Genomic DNA, 22,400 nt, shown 5'->3' on the forward strand with positions numbered 1-22,400 from the left:
ATGAACGCTCCGTTCTTTACCCTCGGCCAATTGGCCGAGCGTCTCGGCGCCACCCTGCGCGGTGCTGCGGACAAGCCGATTCGCGGCCTGGCGACCTTGCAGGACGCCGGTCCGGATCAGCTGAGTTTTCTGGCCAATGCCCAGTACCGCAAGTTTCTCCCCGAAACCCGTGCTGGCGTAGTGCTGCTGACTGAGGCCGATGCTGAGGGTTATGCCGGCGATGTGTTGCTGGTGGCGAATCCCTATCTGGCTTTTGCCCGTATATCCCATTTGTTTGATCCTAAGCCCGTCGCGCCCGCCGGGGTGCACTCGACTGCTGTGATCGCTGACGACGCTCAGGTTGATCCGAGCGCCAGTGTCGGTGCGTACGCGGTTATCGAGAGTGAGGCGCGGATAGCCGCTGGTGTTCGCATCGGTGCACATTGTGTGATCGGTGCCCGTAGCGAAGTAGGCGAAGACAGCTGGCTGGCGCCACGTGTGACCTTGTATCACGACGTCAAACTCGGCAAACGTGTAGTGATTCAATCCGGCGCTGTGCTCGGCGGTGAAGGTTTCGGTTTTGCCAATGAGAAGGGCGTCTGGCAGAAGATTGCACAGATTGGTGGCGTGGTGCTGGGCGACGATGTGGAAGTCGGCGCCAATACCACCATCGATAGAGGTGCCCTGGCTGACACCGTGATCGGCAACGGTGTGAAGCTGGATAACCAGATCATGATTGCGCACAACGTACAGGTCGGCGAGCACACCGCGATGGCTGGCTGCGTGGGCATTTCCGGCAGTACAAAGATCGGCAAACACTGCATGATCGCTGGCGGTGTTGGCATGGTTGGGCACATCGAGGTGTGCGACAACGTGTTCGTCACTGGCATGACCATGGTGACCCGTTCGATCACCGAGCCGGGCGCCTACTCTTCCGGTACGGCCATGCAGACCGCAGCCGACTGGAAGAAGAGCGCGGCTCGCATACGTCAACTGGATGACATGGCAAAGCGTCTGCGCGAGCTGGAAAAGCGCCTTGCCGCCGTGACCTCTAACGATCAGGCCTCATCAGATGCCTGATCGTGCCCGAGGCACGCCCCCCTATTTAGTAAAGGCTTTCCGCACATGATGGACATCAACGAGATTCGCGAATATCTGCCGCACCGCTACCCTTTCCTGTTGGTGGATCGGGTCGCCGAGCTGGATATCGAAGGCAAGAGCATTCGCGCTTACAAGAATGTCAGCATCAACGAGCCTTTCTTCAACGGCCATTTCCCCGAGCATCCGATTATGCCGGGCGTGCTGATCATTGAAGCCATGGCCCAGGCTGCCGGCATCCTGGGTTTCAAGATGCTGGATGTGAAGCCGGCCGATGGCACCCTTTACTATTTCGTCGGTTCGGACAAGCTGCGCTTTCGCCAGCCAGTGCTGCCCGGTGATCAGCTGATCCTTGAGGCCAAGTTTCTCAGCGTCAAACGCAGTATCTGGAAGTTCGAGTGCCGTGCCAGTGTCGATGGCAAGGAAGTCTGCTCGGCCGAAATCATCTGTGCGGAACGCAAGCTATGAGTTTGATTGACCCTCGCGCCATCATCGATCCGTCGGCCAAGCTGGCTGCGGATGTCCAGGTCGGCCCCTGGTCGATCATCGGGCCCGATGTGGAAATTGGTGAGGGTACAGTGGTCGGCCCGCATGTGGTGCTCAAGGGGCCCACCGTGATCGGTCGACACAACAAGATCTACCAGTTTTCCTCGGTGGGCGAGGACACCCCAGACCTCAAGTACAAGGGCGAGCCGACCCGCTTGGTCATCGGCGATCACAATGTGATCCGCGAGGGTGTCACCATTCACCGTGGCACGGTGCAGGACCGCAGTGAGACCACCATTGGCGATCACAACCTGCTGATGGCCTATGTTCATATCGGTCATGACAGCGTGATCGGTAATCACTGCATTCTGGTCAACAACACCGCTCTCGCCGGTCACGTTCATATGGATGACTGGGCGATTCTTTCCGGCTTCACCCTGGTGCATCAGTTCTGCCGCATCGGCGCGCACAGCTTTTCCGGTATGGGCACCGCCATCGGCAAGGATGTTCCAGCCTATGTCACCGTGTTCGGCAATCCTGCCGAAGCGCGCAGCATGAACTTCGAGGGCATGCGTCGCCGTGGCTTCAGCACCGAGGCCATCGCCGCGCTGCGTCGCGCCTACAAGGTGGTCTATCGACAGGGTCTCACCGTCGAGCAGGCGCTCACCGAGATGGCCGAGTCCGCGGCGCAGTTCCCCGAAGTCGCGGTGTTCCGTGACTCGATCCAGGCTTCGACCCGCGGCATCACGCGCTGATATGGCGGCTACGTTACGTGTCGCGCTGGTCGCTGGCGAAGCGTCCGGCGATATTCTCGGCGCCGGTCTGATGCAGGCGCTCAAGATGCGCTATCCACAAGTCGAATTCCTCGGTGTTGGCGGGCCGCGCATGGGGGCCGAAGGCCTGGTTTCTAAGTTTCCCATGGAGCGCCTCGCGGTGATGGGGCTGATCGAGGTGCTTGGTCGCCTGCGCGAGCTGCTCGGGCGGCGCAAGCGACTGATTGCCGAGCTGATTGCCGCCAAGCCGGATGTCTTCATCGGCATCGATGCCCCCGACTTCAACCTGACCCTCGAACTCAAGCTGCGTGAGGCAGGGATCAAGACCGTGCATTACGTCAGCCCGTCCGTCTGGGCCTGGCGCCAGAAGCGGGTGCTGAAGATTCGTCAGGCCTGCGATCTGATGCTGACCCTGTTCCCCTTTGAGGCGCGCTTCTACCTGGATCATCAGGTACCGGTGCGCTTCGTCGGTCATCCGCTGGCCAATACCATTCCTCTGCAGGCCGATCGTGCAGGTGCCCGCGAGGCGCTGGGCATGGGCTTGGAGGACGCAGTGGTTGCCTTGCTGCCCGGCAGTCGTGGCGGTGAGGTGGCGCGCCTGGGCGCGTTGTTCCTCGACGCTGCTGAGCGTCTGCGCGCCCTGCGTCCGGGCGTGCGCTTCGTGCTCCCTTGTGCCAATGCCGAGCGCCGCGCCCAGCTGGAGGCCATGCTGGTCGATCGTGATCTGCCGCTGTTGCTGCTCGACGGCCGCTCCCACGAGGCGCTGACGGCCTGCGACGCGGTGCTGATCGCTTCCGGTACCGCCACCCTCGAGGCGCTGCTGCACAAGCGGCCGATGGTGGTGGCCTACAAGGTCGCGCCACTGACCTACCGCATTCTCAAGCATCTGGTGAAGAGCCCGTACATCTCGCTGCCCAACCTGCTGGCTGAACGCATGCTGGTACCCGAGCTGATCCAGGACGCTGCCACCCCGGATGCCCTGGCTCAGGCGCTGGCCCCCCTGCTGGATAACGGCGCCGTGCAGACCGAAGGTTTCGACACCATTCACCGCGCCCTGCGTCAGGATGCCTCGCAGCAGGCTGCGGACGCCGTGCTCAAGCTGGTAGGGCGGGCCTGATGCAACTGGGGCTGGACTTTGCTCTGGTCGAACAACTGGTCGCCGGCGTCGACGAAGTGGGCCGTGGCCCGCTCTGCGGCCCGGTAGTGACTGCTGCGGTGATTCTCGATCCGGCCCGGCCGATAGCCGGTCTCAACGACTCGAAGAAGCTCAGCGAGGCGCGCCGCGACAAGCTGTTCGATGAGATTCGCGAGAAGGCTCTGGCCTGGTGTATCGCCCGCGCCGAGGTGGAAGAGATCGATCGCCTCAACATCCTGCATGCCACCATGCTGGCCATGCAGCGTGCGGTGGAGGGGCTGCAGGTCACGCCGAGGCTGGCACTGATTGACGGTAACCGCTGCCCAAAGCTGGCGGTGCCCAGCGCACCGGTGGTGGGTGGCGACGCGCAGGTGCCGGCCATTGCCGCCGCTTCGATCCTTGCCAAAGTTAGTCGCGACCGCGAGATGGCCGAGCTGGATGCGCTCTACCCAGGCTACGGCATCGCCGGGCACAAGGGTTATCCCACGCCGGTACATCTGGAGGCTCTCAAGCGCCTGGGGGCCACGCCCATCCATCGGCGTTCCTTTGCGCCGGTGCGCCAGGCGCTGGAAGCGGCCGCTCAGCAGTAGATGGCTGCGGCTGTCCTTTGTAACCAGGCCCGGTACAATCCGGGCCTTATCGTTTCTGTGTCACCAACGGGATTGCCATGACCGCCACGTTCGTCCATCTGCGCCTGCACACCGAGTTCTCCCTGGTCGATGGCCTGGTGCGGGTCAAGCCGCTGGTCAAGGCGGTGGCCGCTGCCGGCATGCCGGCCGTGGCCGTCACCGACATGAGCAACATGTGTTCGCTGGTGAAGTTCTACAAGGCCGCCATGGGCGGCGGCATCAAGCCGATCTGCGGTGCCGATATCTGGCTGGCAAGCCCGGAGGAAGACGGCCCGTTGTCGCGTTTGACCCTGCTGGCCATGAACGCCAGGGGCTACCGTAACCTGACCGAGCTGATTTCCCGTGGCTGGGCCGAGGGCCAGGACAATGGCCTGGTGATTATCCAGCGCGACTGGGTCAAGGGCGCCGCCGAAGGCCTGATCGCACTTTCCGGTGCCCGCGAGGGCGAGGTGGGTATGGCCCTGCTGTCTGGCGACCTCACCCGTGCCGAGGCTTTCCTTGGCGAGTGGTTGGAGGTTTTCCCCGAGCGCTTCTATCTGGAGGTGCAGCGTACCAATCGGGTGGGGGACGAGGAGCATCTGCACGCAGCTGTCGAACTGGCGGCGCGTACCGGTGCACCGCTGGTGGCGACCAACGATGTGCGCTTCCTCAAGAAGGGGGACTTCGAGGCCCATGAAACCCGGGTGTGCATCGGTGAGGGGCGTACTCTCGATGACCCGCGTCGGCCGCGCAACTACTCCGAGGAGCAGTATCTCAAGAGCCCGGAAGAGATGGCCGAGCTGTTTTCCGACCTGCCCGAGGCACTGGAGAACACCGTCGAGATCGCCAAGCGCTGCAACATCGAGGTGCAGCTGGGCAAGTACTTCCTGCCGGACTTCCCCACGCCAAACGGCATGGGGATTGACGATTACCTGCGCCACGCCTCCTTCGAGGGCCTGGAAGAGCGCCTGGCGGTCCTGCTGCCGAAGGAAACCACGCCAAATTACGAGGAAAAGCGCCAGGTCTATGTCGACCGCCTGAACTTCGAACTCGACATCATCATCCAGATGGGTTTCCCCGGTTACTTCCTCATCGTGATGGACTTCATTCAGTGGGCGAAAAGTAACGGCGTGCCGGTTGGCCCGGGGCGGGGTTCGGGTGCTGGCTCGCTGGTGGCCTACGTGCTGAAGATCACCGACCTCGATCCGCTGGCCTATGACCTGCTGTTCGAACGCTTCCTCAACCCCGAGCGGGTTTCCATGCCCGACTTCGACGTCGACTTCTGCATGGACGGTCGCGACCGGGTGATCGATTACGTGGCCGACAAGTACGGCCGCAATGCGGTGAGCCAGATCATCACTTTCGGCTCCATGGCGGCCAAGGCGGTGGTGCGCGACGTGGCGCGGGTGCAGGGCAAGTCCTATGGCCTGGCCGATCGCCTGTCGAAGATGATCCCCTTCGAAGTGGGCATGACCCTGGAGGCTGCTTACAACCAGGAGGAAGTACTACGCGACTTCCTCAAGAGTGACGAGGAGGCCCAGGAAATCTGGGACATGGCCCTCAAGCTCGAAGGCGTGGTGCGCGGTACCGGCAAGCACGCCGGGGGGGTGGTGATCGCGCCGACCAAGTTGACCGACTTTGCGCCGACCTCCTGTGACGAGGAGGGCGCCGGCCTGGTGACCCAGTTCGACAAGGACGACGTCGAGCAGGCCGGCCTGGTCAAGTTCGACTTCCTCGGCCTGCGCACCCTGACCATCATCAAGTGGGCGATGGAAACCATCCACCGCATCCAGAAACGTGATGGTGCCTCGGATGACGAGCTGATCAACATCGACTTCATTCCGCTGGATGACAAGCCGACCTACGCCATGCTGCAGAAGGCCGAGACCACGGCGGTGTTCCAGCTCGAATCGCGCGGCATGAAGGAGCTGATCAAGAAGCTCAAGCCCGACTGCCTGGAGGACATGATCGCACTGGTGGCACTGTTCCGCCCCGGCCCGCTGCAGTCGGGTATGGTGGACGACTTCATCAACCGTAAGCACGGTCGCGAACCGCTGTCCTACCCGCACCCGGACTACCAGTACGCCGGTCTCGAACCGGTGCTCAAGCCCACCTACGGTATCATCCTGTATCAGGAACAGGTGATGCAGATCGCTCAGGTCATGGCGGGCTATACCCTGGGCGGCGCGGACATGCTGCGTCGCGCCATGGGCAAGAAGAAGCCCGAGGAGATGGCCAAGCAGCGTGGTGGCTTCATTGAAGGCTGCGCGCAGAACGGCATCGATGCCGACCTGGCGGGCAACATCTTCGACCTAGTGGAAAAGTTCGCCGGCTACGGTTTCAACAAGTCCCACTCCGCCGCCTATGGCCTGGTGTCCTACCAGACCGCCTGGCTCAAGGCGCATTACCCGGCGCCGTTCATGGCCGCGGTACTGTCGGCGGATATGCACAACACCGACAAGGTGGTGATCCTCATCGAGGAATGCCGCAGCATGAAGCTGCGCATCGACGCGCCGGACGTGAATACCTCGGAGTACAAGTTCACCGTCAACGACGACGGTCGTATCGTCTACGGCCTGGGCGCGGTCAAGGGCGTGGGTGAAGGGCCGGTGGAGGCCATTGTCGAGTGCCGTGCCGAGGGCGGTCCTTTCAAGGATCTGTTCGACTTCTGCAATCGTGTCGACCTCAAGCGCATCAACAAACGCACCCTGGAGGCACTGATCCGCTCTGGTGCGCTGGACCGCCTCGGTCCTTACTACCAGGACGAGCTCAAGGCCTACCAGGCGACGGTAGACCTCAACCGTGCGGTGCTGCTGGCGTCCATGGAGGAGGCCGTGCAGGCCGCCGAGCAGACCGCGCGCAGCCACGACAGCGGTCACATGGACCTGTTCGGCGGCGTGTTCGCCGAGCCCGAGCTGGATGTCTACGCCAAGCACCGCAAGGCGCGCGAGCTGTCGATCAAGGAGCGTCTCAAGGGCGAAAAGGACACTCTCGGCTTGTACCTGACCGGGCATCCGATTGACGAATACGAAGGCGAGATCCGCCGCTTCGCCCGCCAGCGCATCGTCGAGCTGCGCGCGGCGCGCGATACCCAGACCATCGCCGGACTGATCGTCAACCTGCGGGTCATGAAGAACAAGAAGGGCGACAAAATGGGCTTCATCACCCTGGACGACCGCTCCGGACGAATCGAGGCCTCGCTGTTCGCCGACGCCTTTGCCGGCGCCCAGGCGTTGCTGCAGACCGATGCGCTGGTGGTGGTCGAGGGCGAGGTGAGCAATGACGAGTTTTCCGGCGGTCTGCGCCTGCGTGCCAAGCGGGTGATGAGCCTGGAGGAGGCGCGCACCGGCCTGGCCGAGAGCCTGCGCATCCGTGCCCCGCGTGAGGCCCTGGCGGGTGACCGCCTGCGTTGGCTGGGCGAGCTGTTCGGCAAGCACAAGGGTGCCTGTCCATTGACCCTCGACTACAGCGGCAGCGAGGCCAAGGCGGTGTTGCAGTTCGGTGAGCAATGGTGCGTCGACCCGGCTGACAACCTGATCCAGGCCCTGCGTGACCAGTTCGGTAAAGACAACGTCTTCCTCCAATATCGCTGAGCGGCAGGTATCTGCCCTTGGCCTCGACCGCTGGCGTTCTATCCCGTAAGGTAGGGCGCCATATGGAATCAGCCGCCCCCGGCCGCCAGGCCGCTGACGCAAACGGATGCCTATGAACCCGAACTTTCTCGACTTCGAACAGCCGATCGCCGACCTGCAAGCCAAGATCGAAGAGTTGCGTCTGGTCGGTAACGACAACGCGCTGAACATCACCGACGAGATTGCCCGCCTGCAAGACAAGAGCAGCGAGCTGACCAAGAGCATCTTCGGCAATCTCAGCAGCTGGCAGATCTCCCAGCTCTCGCGCCACCCGCGCCGCCCCTACACCCTGGACTACATCGAACACCTCTTCACCGAGTTCGACGAACTGCACGGCGACCGTCATTTCTCCGACGATGCCGCCATCGTCGGGGGTGTGGCTCGCATGGGCGACAAGCCGGTGATGGTCATCGGTCACCAGAAAGGCCGTGAGGTGCGCGAGAAGGTGCGCCGCAACTTCGGTATGCCGCGTCCGGAAGGCTATCGCAAGGCCTGCCGGCTGATGGAAATGGCCGAGCGCTTCAAGCTGCCGATCCTGACCTTTATCGACACGCCGGGCGCCTATCCGGGCATCGATGCCGAGGAGCGTAACCAGAGCGAAGCCATCGCCTGGAATCTGCGTGTCATGTCTCGCCTGAAGACTCCGATCATTGCCACCGTCATTGGTGAGGGTGGTTCCGGCGGTGCGCTGGCCATTGGTGTGTGCGATCAGCTGAACATGCTGCAGTACTCCACCTACTCGGTGATCTCGCCGGAAGGTTGCGCCTCCATCCTGTGGAAAACCGCCGAGAAGGCGCCGGACGCCGCCGAGGCCATGGGCATTACCGCCGAGCGCCTGAAAGGCTTGGGCATCGTCGACAAGGTGATCGGCGAGCCGCTGGGTGGCGCTCATCGTGATCCGGCCGCTGCTGCGGCCAGCATCCGCAAGGAGCTGGAAGGGCAGTTGGATGAGCTGCTCAAGCTCGATAGCGAGCAACTGCTGGCGCGCCGTTACGAGAAACTGATGAGCTTCGGTGTAGCCTGATTCCAGGTGGGATAGAGACAACGGGCCTTCGGGCCCGTTGTTGTTTTAAGCTTGGCCGATGAACATCCTCGAACGACAGCTATTGGCTGCCTTGCAGCCCTGGCGTGACGCGCCCGCCTGGCATATCGCCCTGTCCGGCGGCCTGGACTCCAGTGTGTTGCTGCATCTGCTGGTGCGCCTGCGCGAGCAAGAAAGGTTGCCAGCGCTGAAAGCCATCCATGTTCACCATGGACTGCAATCGGCGGCCGACGCCTGGCCGGCGCATTGTCGGGAGCTGTGTGATCGCCTGGGCGTGCCGCTGCAGGTCGAGTTCGTGCAGGTGGCCGCCAGCGCGAGCCTTGAGCGGGCAGCTCGGGAGGCGCGCTATGCGGCGTGCGCGCGCAGGCTGGGCGTTGGCGAGCTGCTGCTTACTGCGCAGCACCGTGACGATCAGGCCGAGACGCTATTTTTTCGTCTGCTGCGAGGCGCCGGTGTGCGTGGCTTGGCGGGCATGCCTATTGCTCGGCCTCTGGGCAACGGGCAGCTGGTGCGTCCGCTGCTTGGGGTGGCGCGCGCCGAGCTGGCGCGTTACGCCAGCGAGCAGCGGCTGAGTTGGGTGGAGGATCCCTCCAACGCCGACACTGGACTGGCGCGCAATTTTCTGCGCCACGAGATACTGCCGGCGCTTGCCCGGCAATGGCCGCAGGTAGGCGCCACCCTGGCGCGCACGGCCGGGCAAATGGCCGAGGCCGAACAGCTGCTTGGCGAGCTGGCCGAGCAGGACCTGGTGCCTGCCCGCAGTGCACACCCTTTCACCTGGCTGGGTTTGCCTTCCCTTGAGCTTGCGCCACTACTTGATCTGTCCGAGGCGCGTCAGCGCAATGCCCTGCGTCACTGGCTGGCACCGCTGACGCCGATGCCGGACCGCGAGCACTGGGCCGGCTGGTGCGACCTAAGGGACGCCGCAGTTGATGCCGAGCCGATCTGGCGGCTCGGCCAGGGAGAGCTAAGGCGTGCCGACGGGCGGTTGTGGTGGCTGGCCGACGAGTGGCTGCAGAGCCCTTTACCGCCCCCGCCCTGGCTTGATCCGCAAGCGGCGCTGGCACTGCCGGGCAATGGTGCAGCGCAATTGCTGGGACAACCGCCCTTGGGTGAATTGGCGCTGCGCTACCGCCAGGGTGGGGAGCAAATGATTGTGCCGGGGCGCGGGCGGCGCGACCTAAAGCGTCTGCTCAATGAGTCCGGCTTGCCGGCATTCGTGCGTGGCCGCGTGCCCTTGCTGTACCGCGACTCGGAGCTGGTTGCGGTCGCGGGTGTCGAGGGGCTGGACGGTCCGCGCTCGGGAGAGTGGCGCCTGCACTGGTACCCTCCGACCGGCGTACAAGGTTTGAGCTGCTAGACCCTTTCGCGTAGACTACGCTCCCGTCTTGTTACTGCTTCTGTGGGCTCCCTCCGGAACCCGCAGTGCTTTGCTTATTTCAGGTTGGCGAACGCCAGCCTGCGCTCTTACCCCGGCGGCGCCGACCGCTTGAACGCAGACTTCTAGGATTTTTCATGACGCGCTACATCTTCGTCACGGGTGGTGTTGTTTCTTCATTGGGGAAAGGCATTGCCTCGGCTTCCTTGGCAGCCATCCTGGAGGCACGTGGCCTGAAGGTCACCATGCTCAAGCTGGACCCCTATATCAACGTCGATCCGGGCACCATGAGCCCATTCCAGCACGGTGAGGTGTTCGTCACCCACGACGGTGCCGAGACCGATCTCGATCTGGGTCATTACGAGCGGTTCATCCGCACGACCATGACCAAGAACAATAACTTCACCACTGGCCGCGTCTACGAAGACGTGCTGCGCAAGGAGCGCCGTGGTGATTACCTGGGCGCGACCATCCAGGTCATCCCGCACATCACCGACGAGATCAAGCGCCGCGTGATCAAGGGCGCCGGTGACGCCGACGTTGCCATGGTCGAGATCGGCGGCACCGTGGGCGATATCGAATCGCAGCCGTTCCTCGAGGCAGCCCGTCAGCTGCGCGTGGAGCTGGGCGCCAAGCGTGCCATGTTCATGCACCTGACTCTGGTGCCGTACATCGCCACCGCCGGCGAAACCAAGACCAAGCCGACCCAGCATTCGGTCAAGGAACTGCGCTCCATCGGCGTGCAGCCTGACGTACTGGTGTGCCGCTCCGACCATGAGATCGACCTGTCCTCGCGCCGCAAGATCGCGCTGTTCACCAACGTTGAAGAGCGTGCGGTGATCGGTCTGGAGGACGTCGACACCATTTACAAGATTCCATCCGTGCTACACGCCCAGGGCCTGGACGACATAGTCGTCGAGCGTTTCGGCCTGCAGTGCCAGCCGGCCGACCTCTCCGAATGGGATCGCGTGGTAGATGCCAAGCTGCACCCGGAGAAGGAAGTCACCATCGCCATGGTCGGCAAGTACATGGAGCTGCTGGATGCTTACAAGTCGCTGATCGAAGCGATGAGCCATGCCGGCATCCAGAACCGCACCAAGGTCAATCTGCGCTACATCGATTCCGAAGACATCGAGAATCAGGGCACTGACCTACTGGCCGGTGTCGATGCCATCCTGGTGCCTGGCGGCTTTGGTCTGCGCGGCGTGGAAGGCAAGATCAAGACTGTGCAGTTCGCCCGCGAGAACAAGATTCCCTACCTGGGCATCTGCCTGGGTATGCAGGTCGCGGTGATCGAGTACGCCCGTAACGTAGTGGGCTGGAAAGATGCCAACTCCACCGAGTTCACGCAGGACAGCGGTCATCCGGTGGTCGGCCTGATCACTGAGTGGCAAGACGCTACCGGCGCTACGGAAATCCGTACCGATGCCTCCGACCTGGGTGGCACCATGCGCCTGGGCGCCCAGGATTGCCAGCTGATGGCCGGTTCCAACGTGCGTGAGTGCTACGGCAAGGACGTGATCGTCGAGCGCCACCGCCATCGTTACGAGGTGAACAACAATCTGCTGCCGCAGTTGGAAGAGGCCGGGCTGAAGATCACCGGCCGCTCTGCTGACGGGGCACTGGTCGAAGTGGTAGAGGCTCCGGATCATCCGTGGTTTGTCGCCTGCCAGTTCCACCCCGAATTCACCTCCACTCCGCGTGACGGCCACCCGCTGTTCAGTGGCTTCGTCAAGGCTGCACTGAAGCAAGCCGGCAAGGCATAAGGAACGCTCATGGCTCAGAAGATCATCAAGGTTGGCGATATCGAAATCGCCAACGACAAACCCTTCGTGCTGTTCGGTGGCATCAACGTGCTGGAATCGCGCGACCTGGCCATGCAGGCCTGCGAAGAGTACGTGCGGGTGACCGAGAAGCTCGGCATCCCCTATGTGTTCAAGGCCAGCTTCGACAAGGCCAACCGTTCCTCCGTCACCTCCTTCCGCGGCCCGGGCCTGGAAGAGGGCATGAAGATCTTCGAGGAAGTGAAGAGGACCTTCGGCGTGCCGGTGATCACCGACGTGCACGAGCCCTATCAGGCCGCCCCGGTGGCCGAGGTGTGCGACATCATCCAGCTACCGGCCTTCCTCTCCCGGCAGACCGACCTGGTGGTGGCCATGGCCAAGACCGGTGCGGTGATCAATATCAAGAAGGCCCAGTTCCTCGCCCCGCAGGAAATGAAGCACATCCTCAAAAAGTGCGAAGAAGCCGGTAACGACCAACTGATCCTCTGCGAGCGCGGTTCTTCCTTCGGGTACAACAACCTGGTAGTGGACATGCTTGGCTTCGGCATCATGAAACAGTTCGAGTACCCGGTATTCTTCGACGTCACTCACGCCCTGCAGATGCCGGGTGGCCGTGCCGATTCCGCCGGCGGTCGCCGTGCGCAGGTCACCGACCTGGCCAAGGCCGGTATGAGCCAGGGCCTGGCGGGCCTGTTCCTCGAGGCTCACCCGGATCCGAATAATGCCAAGTGCGATGGCCCCTGTGCCTTGCGCCTGGACAAGCTGGAGCCCTTCCTCAGCCAGCTGAAGCAGCTGGACGATCTGGTGAAGAGTTTCCCGCCGATCGAGACTGCCTGAACGAGCAGTTCTCCGGTAAAGTGCGCGCCCGTTGGCCGTGACCGGCAGGCATCCTCTCTCGTGAACATTTGGAGTGTTAAACGCGATGGCAAAAATCATCGATATCAAGGGTCGTGAAGTTCTCGACTCCCGTGGCAACCCCACCGTTGAAGCCGATGTGATCCTCGAGGGTGGCATTGTCGGCAGCGCTTGCGCGCCGTCCGGTGCCTCCACCGGCTCCCGTGAAGCGCTGGAACTGCGTGACGGCGACAAGAGCCGTTACCTGGGCAAGGGCGTGCTCAAGGCCGTTGCCAACGTCAACGGCCCGATCCGTGACCTGCTGCTGGGCAAAGATGCGCTGGATCAGAAAGGCCTCGACCTGGCCATGATCGACCTCGACGGCACCGAGAACAAAGGCAAGCTGGGCGCCAACGCCATCCTCGCCGTGTCCCTGGCCGCCGCCAAGGCCGCCGCCCAGGCCAAGGGCGTGCCGCTGTACGCGCACATCGCCGATCTGAATGGCACCCCGGGCGTCTACTCCATGCCGGTACCGATGATGAACATCATCAACGGCGGCGAGCACGCCGACAACAACGTCGACATCCAGGAGTTCATGGTTCAGCCGGTGGGCGCCAAGAACTTCGCCGACGCCCTGCGCATGGGCGCCGAGATCTTCCATCACCTCAAAGCCGTACTGAAGGCCCGTGGCCTGAACACCGCGGTGGGTGACGAAGGTGGCTTCGCGCCGAACCTGGCTTCCAACGAAGACGCCCTGGCGGCGATCGCCGAAGCCGTGGCCAATGCCGGCTACAAGCTGGGCGATGACGTGACCCTGGCGCTGGACTGCGCTTCTTCCGAGTTCTTCAAGGATGGTCAGTACGACCTGGCTGGTGAAGGCAAGGTGTTCAGTGCCGAAGGCTTCGCCGACTACCTGGCCGGTCTGACCCAGCGTTACCCGATCATCTCCATCGAAGACGGTATGGACGAGTCCGACTGGGCCGGCTGGAAAGTCCTGACCGACAAGATCGGCGAGAAGGTACAACTGGTCGGCGACGACCTGTTCGTGACCAACACCAAGATCCTCAAGCGCGGTATCGAAGAGAAGATCGGCAACTCGATCCTGATCAAGTTCAACCAGATCGGCTCGCTGACCGAGACCCTGGAAGCCATCCAGATGGCCAAGGCCGCCGGTTTCACCGCAGTGATCTCGCACCGCTCGGGTGAAACCGAGGACAGCACCATCGCCGACCTGGCCGTCGGTACCGCTGCCGGCCAGATCAAGACCGGTTCGCTGTGCCGTTCGGATCGCGTGTCCAAGTACAACCAGCTGCTGCGTATCGAAGAGCAGCTCGGCGGAAAGGCGCCGTATCGCGGCCGCGCCGAGTTCCGCGGCTAAGCCGGGAATGGTAAAAGGGCAGCGCAAGCTGCCCTTTTTGTATGGATACCCTGAACAACATGTCAAAGGCGCCTTACTGGCTGTTCGTTGCGCTCATTCTGGTTCTTGCCGGTTTGCAGTATCGTCTGTGGGTGGGCGAGGGTAGCCTGGCCCAGGTCAGCGAACTGAAGCAGCAGATTGCCGAGCAGCAAGGCGAGAATGAGCGCCTGCTCGAGCGTAACCGTATCCTTGAGGCTGAAGTGGTCGAGCTGAAGAAGGGTATGGAAACGGTCGAAGAGCGTGCTCGTCATGAGCTGGGCATGGTCAAAGAGGGCGAAACCCTCTATCAGCTCGCCGAATGAACCCTAGTCCTATTCCTTCGTTCTGGGTGGTGATTCCCGCCGCCGGCATCGGCTCGCGCATGCGTGCCGACCGTCCCAAGCAGTATCTGCAGCTGGCCGGCAAAACCATCCTCGAACACACCCTCGATTGTTTTCTCGAGCATCCGCAGCTCAAGGGCCTGGTTCTGAGCCTGGCGGCGGACGATCCGTTCTGGCCAACCCTGCCGGGCGCAGCCGACCCAAGGGTGCAGCGCGCCGACGGCGGGGCGGAGCGTGCCGACTCGGTGCTGGCCGGCCTGCTGCGCCTGCTGGAGTTGGGCGCGCAGCCGGACGATTGGGTGCTGGTGCATGATGCGGCACGGCCCAATCTGGCCGCCGAAGACCTGGACAAGCTGCTGCAGGAGCTGGCCGACGACCCGGTCGGCGGCCTGCTGGCCGTGCCGGCGCGCGACACCCTCAAGCGCGTCGGGGCGGACGGACGTGTCGCCGAAACTGTGGATCGCAGAGTGATCTGGCAGGCTTATACACCGCAGATGTTCCGTTTCGCCGCCTTGCATCAGGCCCTGGCCGATGCGCTGGTAGCGGGCGTGGCGATCACCGACGAGGCCTCCGCCCTGGAGTGGTCCGGGCAGTCGCCGAAGCTGGTGGAGGGGCGGGCGGACAACCTGAAGATCACCCGCCCCGAAGACCTGGAGTGGCTGCGCCAGCGCTGGACGCACAAACACTGACCGCGGTGTAGCCCGGACTTCAGTCCGGGATTTCGCCGTTTCCCGGACTGAAGTCCGGGCTACCCTGGTGTCAGCGGCAGAGCGAGCCCTGTTTGCGGAGCTCCGCAGCTCGCTTCTGCCAAGGCTGGCGTGGCCGGATACTCTGACGTACTCACCTTAGACGCGGAACTGATTAATCAACCGCCGCTGCTGCTCGGCCAGTTTGGTCAGCTCGGCGCTGGCCTGGCTGGCTTCGTCGGCACCGCCCGCCACTTCGGCGGCTACCTGGCCGATGTTGGTGACGTTGCGGTTGATGTCCTCGGCCACCGCGCTCTGCTCCTCGGCGGCGCTGGCGATCTGGGTGTTCATGTCGTTGATCACCGACACTGCCTGGGTGATGTTCTCCAGCGCTTCGGCGGCGATCTGCGCCTGCTGCACGCTGTCGTCGGTGCGTGTCTGGCTCTGCTCCATCACGCTGACCACCTCGCGGGTGCCATTCTGCAGCTGCTGGATCATGCTCTGGATTTCTTCGGTGGCTTGCTGGGTCTTCTGCGCCAGGTTGCGCACCTCGTCGGCCACCACGGCGAAGCCTCGGCCCTGTTCTCCTGCGCGGGCGGCCTCGATGGCGGCATTGAGCGCCAGCAGGTTGGTCTGCTCGGCGATGCCACGAATCGCTACCAGAATGGCGTTGATGTTCTCGCTGTCTTTGGCCAGGGTCTGCACCACGCCCACGGCGCGGCCAATTTCACCGGCGAGGCCGGAGATCGCCTTGGCGGTGTTCTCGACGATGCGCTTGCCGTCGTTGGCCGAGCGGTCGGCATGGCTTGCGGCTTCGGCTGCCTGGGTGGCGTTGCGCGCCACATCCTGGGCGGTGGCGCTCATTTCCTGCACTGCAGTGGCGACCTGGTCAATCTCGGCCATCTGCCGTTGCACGCCCTGGTTGGTACGGATGGCAATGTCGGCGGTGTATTCGGAGGAGTCGCTGACTTTCTGCACTGAGGTAACCACGTCGCGGATCATGCCCTGCAGCTTGTTGAGGAAGGTGTTGAAGCCGCCGGCGATCTGCCCCAGTTCGTCGGCGCGATCGACCTGCAGGCGTACGGTGAGATCGCCGTCGCCTTTGGCAATATCGTCGAGCATGCCAACCATCTGCCGCAGGGGGCGGGCGATGCCGTAGCCAACGAACCAGATCACCAGCAGGCCTAGGGCGGCCACCAGCAGGCCAACCAATGTCATGCCGAAAGTATCCTGGTTGGCCTGCTCGGTCAGCTCACCCTGCAGCTGGCGCAGTTCGGCCATGACGGCCTGGGTGGGTAACTCGATGGCCAGAGCCCAGCGTGTTTCGGTGCCGGCCACGCGAAACTGCTGGATCAGCTGGATCTGCTGGCTCTGCTCATCCAGCCGCAGGATGGGATCTTCACTGCCGCTCTGCTGCAATTGCTGCAGCAATTGGCTATCGACTGCCTTTTCCGCAGGCTGGTTAACCAGGCTGGCGTCCTTGGTGGCGGCGATCAGGCTGCCATTGGCGGAGATCAGCGCCAGTTCGCCGGCCCCGCCATAGAGTTGCTGTTTGGCCTGGTTGAGCAGCGCCTGGATAAAGTCCAGAGCCAAGTCGTTGCCGACAACCCCCTTGAACTGGCCGTCGACCATGATGGGGGCGTTGAAGGACGCGACCAGCACTTGCTTGCCACCGAAGTCGTAAGAGGCCGGGTCGATCACGCAGGGCTTGCCGGTTTCCTTCGGGCACAGGTAGTACTCGCCGGTGCGCACGCCCGTTGGCTGGCGTTCCTGGCTTTCCATCTGCTCAAGGGTCAGGGCCTCACGCTTGAACTGACCACCGTCGCGATACCACCAGGGCATGAAGCGGCCCGAGGCGTCGTAGCCGATATCCTGCTGGCCGGCATAGAGGTCGTCATCCTGATCGAACGCATTGGCTTCCCAGCCGATATACAGGTCGATCAAGTCCGGGTTGTCCTTCAGATATTCACCGAGCAGCGCACTCAGTTCTTCCCGGCTGGTGCCTAGTACGGTGCCGTCAGGCAGGGTTTGGCCGATACGGCTGTTCAGCGTGGCGATGGACTGGGCCAGCAGCATGGGCTGTTCGAACTTGCGCTGCAGTTCACCAACCTGGGCATTGGCCATGGCCTGCAGGCGCTGATTGATGGTGTTCTGCAGCAGTTCCTGGGTGCGTTGCTGCACCAGTGCCTGGGTGCGGGTGTTGGCGAACAGGGCGTATAGCACCAGGGCGATGACCACGGCGAGAATGCTCGCTCCGGCCAGGAGAACCACGGAGAACTGAATCGACTTGAAGCGCATAGAGACTCCACAACATTGGGTTGTGCCTGTCCCTGGCTTATCGGCCGACACATGCCAAAGCATGAGCCGACCTCTGCAACTAGCAAAGTTGCCCGAGGGTCATAGTGCAAGTGGGGCGTTGCTCTGCGTCTGAGGGCGCCCTAGCATACGGCGCTTGTCTTACCCGGAGATTCGTTATGTACAGCCTGTTTCGCCTGACAGCCCTGGCCGGTCTTTCCCTGCTCACGGCCTGTCAGGCTGTGAATACCACGAGCGGTGGCGCGGTGGGTGTGGAGCGTAAGCAGTACATGTTCAGCATGCTCTCCGCCCAGGAAGTAGACAAAATGTACGCCCAGGCCTATCAGCAGACTCTCAGCGAGGCGTCGAGCAAAGGCGTGCTGGACAAGAGCAGCCAGAATGCCCGGCGCGTGCAGGCCATCGCCAAGCGCCTGATCGCTCAGGCCCCGGTGTTCCGGGCGGATGCCGCGCAGTGGGACTGGCAGGTCAACCTGATCGACAGCCCCGAGCTGAATGCCAACTGTGGACCTGGCGGCAAGATCATTGTCTATAGCGGGCTGATCGAGCAGTTGCAGCTCAGCGACGCCGAGCTGGCCGCGGTGATGGGCCATGAGATCGCCCATGCCTTGCGCGAACACAGCCGCGAGGCCATGTCCAAGGCCTACGGTACGCAGATGGCCACTCAGCTTGGCTCGGCATTGCTGGGGCTGGGGGAGGCCGGTAAGCAGATGGCGGATACCGGGGTGGAGTACCTGATGACTCTGCCGAATAGTCGTTCCAATGAAAACGAGGCGGACATCATCGGTCTGGAGCTGTCGGCGCGCGCCGGCTATGACCCGAATGCGGCGATCAGCCTGTGGCAGAAAATGAGCCGGGCCGGCGGTGGTGCGCCGCCGGAGTTCATGAGCACTCACCCGTCTTCCAGCTCGCGTATAGCGGCGCTGCAGGCGGCAATTCCGAAGGTAATGCCGCTCTATCAGCAGGCTCAGAAATAATGAAAACGGCGCCAGCAGGCGCCGTTTTCATATCAGGGCAGGGCCTTTTCTGCGTAGGGACGAGTCTCCAGACCCAGTTGGGCGCGGAAACTCTCCATGTCAAACATGGTGCAGATCTCACGAATATCGCCATTTGGTGCCAGGGTCCAGAAGGCCATGGCCGAAATGCTCAGCACCTTGTCGCTCGGCGGGTAGCCGAGCGCGGGTTTTTCGATGGTGCCGATCAGGGTGCTCCAGGTCACCACCTTGTAGCCCTCGGCGATACATTCCTCGACCACGACCTCCATGTCCGGCATGGCGCTGCGGATTTCCTGCACCATCTGGGTAAAGGCTGCGCTACCCAGCGGGCGGCCGATGAATGAGCTTTTGTAGAGGAAGTCCGCACCGTGCATCTGCTCGGCGAGGGCCAGGCGGCCCTTGTTCCAGGTCAGGTCGATGTGCTGGCGCACCCGTCTTTTCATTTCGTCCATTGACATGTACTGCTCCTTTAGCGGGATTGTGCAATCCGTTGCACAGAATACCAGCGCTGAGACCTGTTTCAGCCTCTGTTCGTGAAACCGTTCATGCAAGCGCTGACTGCAGCTATGCGCCCAAACCCAGTGCCTGGCAGGCCGCGTAGATGGCCAGGGCGGCGAAAGCCAGGGCCGCCAGGCGACGAATGAGCGTCAGCGGCAGACGATCGGCGGCGAAGTGGCTGGCCAGTACCACGGGGACGTTGGCAATCAGCATGCCCAGGGTCGTGCCAATCACCACCAGTACAAAATCAGGGTACTGGGCGGCCAGCATCACAGTGGCGACCTGGGTCTTGTCGCCCATTTCGGCGAGGAAGAAGGCGACCAGGGTGGTGAGGAAGGGGCCGAACCGCTTGAGGTTGGACTCTTCGTCATCGTCGAGTTTGTCCGGAACCAGCGTCCACAGCGCGACAGCAGCGAAGCTGGCGGCGAGAATCCAGCTCAGGGTGCTGGGGGAGAAGAATCCGGCAACCCAGTTGCCTACCGCGCCTGCGGCGAAGTGGTTGGCCAAGGTGGCGACGACTATGCCCCAGATGATTGGCCAGGGGCGGCGAAAGCGGGCAGCGAGCAACAGCGCGAGCAGCTGCGTTTTGTCGCCGATTTCGGCGAGGGCCACGATACCGGTGGGGACGAGCAGGGATTCAAGCATCATCAGGCGTTCCTACAGGGGCGGGTTTGACGGTTAGCTATGACACGTACGACCTTCCCGCCCCGGGTGAGGTGTGCGTGTCATAGGTCTTGTCAAACCCAGGCCTCTGCGGGCCTTGGGTCGCATGCGCCATGCTCTGTGGAGCAAGTGTGTTGACGCATGCCGGGTGAGCAGGGCGCTCACGGGAGACTACTCCCCTAGGACGGCGCGCATTGTGCCCAAAGCGTGCCGGTGGGGCAACCTCAGTCTTCGCTGCCGCGCACATCCATGTCGCGGTAGGAGACGAGTCTGCTGCCATTCTTCAGCCGATAACCCAGCCAGATGACGAGGAACAGCGGCAGGCTGATGTAGGTGGCGACCAGCCCGGCCCAGTCGATGGTTGTGCCGACGAAGGCCTGGTAGTTCTGCCCCAGGGTGATCAGCAGGCACAGGGCAAAGGCGAACAGGGGGCCGAAGGGGAACAGCTTGGCGCGATAGGGCAGGTCCTGCAGGCGCCCGCCCTGTGCCTGGTAGCCCTTGCGGAAGCGGTAGTGGGACACGGCGATGCCGAGCCAGGCGATGAAGCCGCACATCCCGGAGGTATTGAGCAGCCAGGTGTACAGGGTGCTATCACCGACGATAGAAGTGAAAAAGCACAGCGCGCCAACCAGCGTCGTGGCGTAGAGCGCGTTGCGCGGCACACCACTGGCGGACAGGCGAGCGAACAGCCGGGGGGCTTTACCTTGAGTCGCCAGGTTGTAGAGCATGCGGGTCGAGGCGTACATGCCCGAAGTGCCGGCGGAGAGGATGGCGGTGAGGATCACGGCATTCATCACGCTGGCCGCCGCGGCAAAGCCGGCGCGCTCGAACAGCAGGGTGAAGGGCGACACGCTGATGTCGCTGGCGTCGTTCTGCAGCAGGCTCGGCTCGTTGTAGGGGATCAGCATGCCGATCACGAAGATCGCCAGGATGTAGAACATCAGGATGCGCCAGAACACCTGACGGATGGCGATGGGGATGTTCTTCTTCGGGTTCTCCGACTCGCCGGCGGCGATACCGATCAGCTCGGTGCCCTGGAAGGAGAAGCCGGCGATCATCATCACCCCGACCATGGCCTGCAGGCCGCCCACGAACGGCGCTTCACCGGTGGTGAAGTTGCTGAAGCCCGGTGACTCGATGCCGCTCATGATGCCGAAGATGGTGGCCAGGCCGATGCCGATGAACACGACCACGGTGACTACTTTGATCAGGGCGAACCAGAACTCGCTCTCGCCGAAGCCTTTCACTGAAAACACATTGAGCAGGAACATCAGGCCGAGGAACAGGGCGCTCCAGTAGATGCCGGGTACATCGGGCAGCCAGAAGCTCATGATCAGCTGCGCTGCGACCAGTTCGGCGGCGATGGTCACCGCCCAGTTGTACCAGTAGTTCCAGCCCAGGGCGAAGCCGAAGCCATCGTCGACGAAGCGGCTGCCATAGGTGCTGAACGAGCCGGAAACCGGGATATGCGCGGCCATCTCGCCGAGGCTGGTCATGAGGAAGTACACCATTACTCCGATCAGCGCGTAGGCCAGCAGGGCGCCGCCGGGGCCGGCACTGGCGACCGTGGCACCGGAGGCAACGAACAGACCGGTACCGATCGAGCCGCCGATGGCAATCATGTTCAGGTGGCGCGGTTTCAGGACGCGATGCAGATGAGGTTGGGTGTTTTCGGTCACAAATGGGCTCCAGGGCGTTCGGCTGTGCCGACGCCTGAGTCTGATTCAGGGCGTGTGCTTAGCGGCGGTGGGCGTTGTAGATACGAAAGCCGTCGCCTTCGTTGAGGAGCGTGCAAGGCCCCAGGTGTTGTTCGATCAGCGGTGGGTACTTGAGGAAACTGTTGGCCACCAGGCGCAGCTCGCCGCCTTTGTCCAGATGCCGTGCGGCCTGGCGCAGCAGGTGTTCGCTGGCCTGGTAGTCGGTGTGCACGCCGGTATGGAAGGGCGGGTTGCTGATGATGGCGGCCAGGCCCGTGGGTGCCGCATCGATACCGTCACCGGCGATAACCTCGGCATCCAGGCCGTTGGCGGCCAGGGTCAGGCGGCTGCTCTCGACGGCGAAGGCATCGACATCGAGCATGCTGACCTGACTCTGCGGATAGCGGCGTTTGAGCGTGGCGCCCAGCACGCCGGCGCCGCAACCGAAGTCGAGCAGGTGGCCTGGCGGCAGGTTGTCCAGGTGCTCCAGCAGCAAGGCGCTGCCACGGTCCAGGCGGCCGTGGCTGAATACACCTGGCAGGCTCAGCACCTGCAGCGGGCCGTCGGCCAGTTGCAGCTCGAAGCGCTGGGCCAGGGCGTGCAAATCGGGGGCTGCCGGTGCGTTCTCTATCGTCACCTGCCACAGCTGACAGTGGCGGGCGCTGTCCAGCTTGCGCGGTTTGCCGAACGCGCTCAGCTGTTTGGCGGCGCGTTCGATGCCGCCGCGTTTCTCGCCGACCAGATACAGCGCGCGACCGGCCAGGCGCGTGGCCAGGGCCTGCAGCAGATAGTCGGTCAGTTCGCGCGATTTCGGCAGGAACAACACGGCACCGTCGAAGTGGCGCTCGGGAGCTCGGGTGCCGAACTGGCAACGCCCGGCGAAGCGGGTTTCGAGCCTGTTGTGTTCGCCGGCATGCCAGCTCCAGCCCTGTGCACGGGGCAACTGGCCCAGCAGGTCATCGGCCGGCAGACCGGCCAGCAACAGATCGCCCTGGAACAGCTCTGGCTGGCGCAGCAGCACTTCGCTTCGTGGGTCCATGGCGATCTCCGGGTCAAAAAAGC

At 63.0% G+C, this 22,400-nt stretch carries 19 protein-coding genes and 1 riboswitch; of the genes, 14 read left to right on the top strand and 5 right to left on the bottom strand.

Annotated features, from left to right (window positions below):
• From lpxD to ispD, 13 genes are all read left to right on the top strand, one after another.
• Positions 1-1,059 (top strand): UDP-3-O-(3-hydroxymyristoyl)glucosamine N-acyltransferase, encoded by a 1,059-nt coding sequence (lpxD, locus tag P7A97_RS03845; RefSeq protein WP_277688618.1) that lies wholly within the window; start codon positions 1-3, stop codon positions 1,057-1,059.
• Positions 1,060-1,104: 45 nt separating this feature from the next.
• Complete coding sequence (gene fabZ, locus P7A97_RS03850; RefSeq protein WP_277688619.1) at positions 1,105-1,545, top strand: 3-hydroxyacyl-ACP dehydratase FabZ; 441 nt, start codon at positions 1,105-1,107, stop codon at positions 1,543-1,545.
• On the top strand, positions 1,542-2,318 hold the full coding sequence (lpxA, locus tag P7A97_RS03855) for an acyl-ACP--UDP-N-acetylglucosamine O-acyltransferase (RefSeq protein ID WP_277688620.1): 777 nt from the start codon (positions 1,542-1,544) through the stop codon (positions 2,316-2,318). The genes fabZ and lpxA overlap by 4 nt, the downstream gene beginning before the upstream one ends.
• Position 2,319: 1 nt before the next feature.
• Positions 2,320-3,453, top strand: a complete 1,134-nt coding sequence (gene lpxB / locus P7A97_RS03860; RefSeq protein ID WP_277688621.1) for a lipid-A-disaccharide synthase — start codon at positions 2,320-2,322, stop codon at positions 3,451-3,453.
• Positions 3,453-4,061 (top strand): ribonuclease HII, encoded by a 609-nt coding sequence (gene rnhB, locus P7A97_RS03865; RefSeq protein ID WP_277688622.1) that lies wholly within the window; start codon positions 3,453-3,455, stop codon positions 4,059-4,061. The genes lpxB and rnhB overlap by 1 nt, the downstream gene beginning before the upstream one ends.
• 77 nt (positions 4,062-4,138) lie before the next feature.
• Entirely contained in the window at positions 4,139-7,672 is a 3,534-nt protein-coding gene (gene dnaE, locus P7A97_RS03870; protein WP_277688623.1) for a DNA polymerase III subunit alpha, read from the top strand.
• A gap of 112 nt (positions 7,673-7,784) precedes the next feature.
• Positions 7,785-8,735 (top strand): acetyl-CoA carboxylase carboxyltransferase subunit alpha, encoded by a 951-nt coding sequence (locus P7A97_RS03875; RefSeq protein WP_277688624.1) that lies wholly within the window; start codon positions 7,785-7,787, stop codon positions 8,733-8,735.
• Between the two features lie 58 nt (positions 8,736-8,793).
• Positions 8,794-10,113: a tRNA lysidine(34) synthetase TilS gene (gene tilS / locus P7A97_RS03880; protein ID WP_277688625.1), complete on the top strand. Its 1,320-nt coding sequence runs from the start codon at positions 8,794-8,796 to the stop codon at positions 10,111-10,113.
• Positions 10,114-10,268: 155 nt separating this feature from the next.
• Positions 10,269-11,897, top strand: coding sequence for a CTP synthase (locus tag P7A97_RS03885; RefSeq protein ID WP_277688626.1), 1,629 nt, complete (start codon positions 10,269-10,271; stop codon positions 11,895-11,897).
• Between the two features lie 9 nt (positions 11,898-11,906).
• The gene (kdsA, locus tag P7A97_RS03890) at positions 11,907-12,752 is read left to right on the top strand and encodes a 3-deoxy-8-phosphooctulonate synthase (protein WP_277688627.1); all 846 of its coding nucleotides are present in this window, start codon (positions 11,907-11,909) and stop codon (positions 12,750-12,752) included.
• 85 nt (positions 12,753-12,837) lie between these two features.
• Positions 12,838-14,127: a phosphopyruvate hydratase gene (gene eno / locus P7A97_RS03895; protein ID WP_277688628.1), complete on the top strand. Its 1,290-nt coding sequence runs from the start codon at positions 12,838-12,840 to the stop codon at positions 14,125-14,127.
• Between the two features lie 59 nt (positions 14,128-14,186).
• Positions 14,187-14,468, top strand: a complete 282-nt coding sequence (gene ftsB / locus P7A97_RS03900) for a cell division protein FtsB (RefSeq protein ID WP_277688629.1) — start codon at positions 14,187-14,189, stop codon at positions 14,466-14,468.
• The gene (ispD, locus tag P7A97_RS03905; RefSeq protein ID WP_277688630.1) at positions 14,465-15,175 is read left to right on the top strand and encodes a 2-C-methyl-D-erythritol 4-phosphate cytidylyltransferase; all 711 of its coding nucleotides are present in this window, start codon (positions 14,465-14,467) and stop codon (positions 15,173-15,175) included. The genes ftsB and ispD overlap by 4 nt, the downstream gene beginning before the upstream one ends.
• A gap of 156 nt (positions 15,176-15,331) precedes the next feature.
• On the opposite strand, the gene P7A97_RS03910 is transcribed toward ispD, so the two are convergent.
• The gene (locus tag P7A97_RS03910; RefSeq protein WP_277688631.1) at positions 15,332-17,470 is read right to left on the bottom strand and encodes a methyl-accepting chemotaxis protein; all 2,139 of its coding nucleotides are present in this window, start codon (positions 17,468-17,470) and stop codon (positions 15,332-15,334) included.
• A 176-nt stretch (positions 17,471-17,646) separates the two neighbouring features.
• Between P7A97_RS03910 and P7A97_RS03915 the strand changes: the two genes are divergently transcribed.
• Entirely contained in the window at positions 17,647-18,462 is an 816-nt protein-coding gene (locus P7A97_RS03915; RefSeq protein ID WP_277688632.1) for a M48 family metallopeptidase, read from the top strand.
• A gap of 32 nt (positions 18,463-18,494) precedes the next feature.
• Here P7A97_RS03915 and P7A97_RS03920 read toward each other — a convergent pair whose 3' ends face one another.
• The 4 genes from P7A97_RS03920 to P7A97_RS03935 all read right to left on the bottom strand — a co-directional run bounded on the left by P7A97_RS03920 (position 18,495) and on the right by P7A97_RS03935 (position 22,377).
• On the bottom strand, positions 18,495-18,938 hold the full coding sequence (locus tag P7A97_RS03920; protein WP_277688633.1) for a ketosteroid isomerase-related protein: 444 nt from the start codon (positions 18,936-18,938) through the stop codon (positions 18,495-18,497).
• 106 nt (positions 18,939-19,044) lie between these two features.
• On the bottom strand, positions 19,045-19,623 hold the full coding sequence (locus tag P7A97_RS03925) for a TMEM165/GDT1 family protein (protein WP_277688749.1): 579 nt from the start codon (positions 19,621-19,623) through the stop codon (positions 19,045-19,047).
• A gap of 95 nt (positions 19,624-19,718) precedes the next feature.
• A riboswitch (yybP-ykoY riboswitch) is annotated at positions 19,719-19,833 on the bottom strand.
• A 32-nt stretch (positions 19,834-19,865) separates the two neighbouring features.
• On the bottom strand, positions 19,866-21,320 hold the full coding sequence (locus tag P7A97_RS03930; RefSeq protein ID WP_277688634.1) for an amino acid permease: 1,455 nt from the start codon (positions 21,318-21,320) through the stop codon (positions 19,866-19,868).
• Between the two features lie 58 nt (positions 21,321-21,378).
• Positions 21,379-22,377: a class I SAM-dependent methyltransferase gene (locus tag P7A97_RS03935; RefSeq protein ID WP_277688635.1), complete on the bottom strand. Its 999-nt coding sequence runs from the start codon at positions 22,375-22,377 to the stop codon at positions 21,379-21,381.
• Positions 22,378-22,400: the final 23 nt, after the last annotated feature.

This window comes from Pseudomonas sp. GOM6, assembly GCF_029537485.1.
GTDB lineage: Bacteria > Pseudomonadota > Gammaproteobacteria > Pseudomonadales > Pseudomonadaceae > Aquipseudomonas.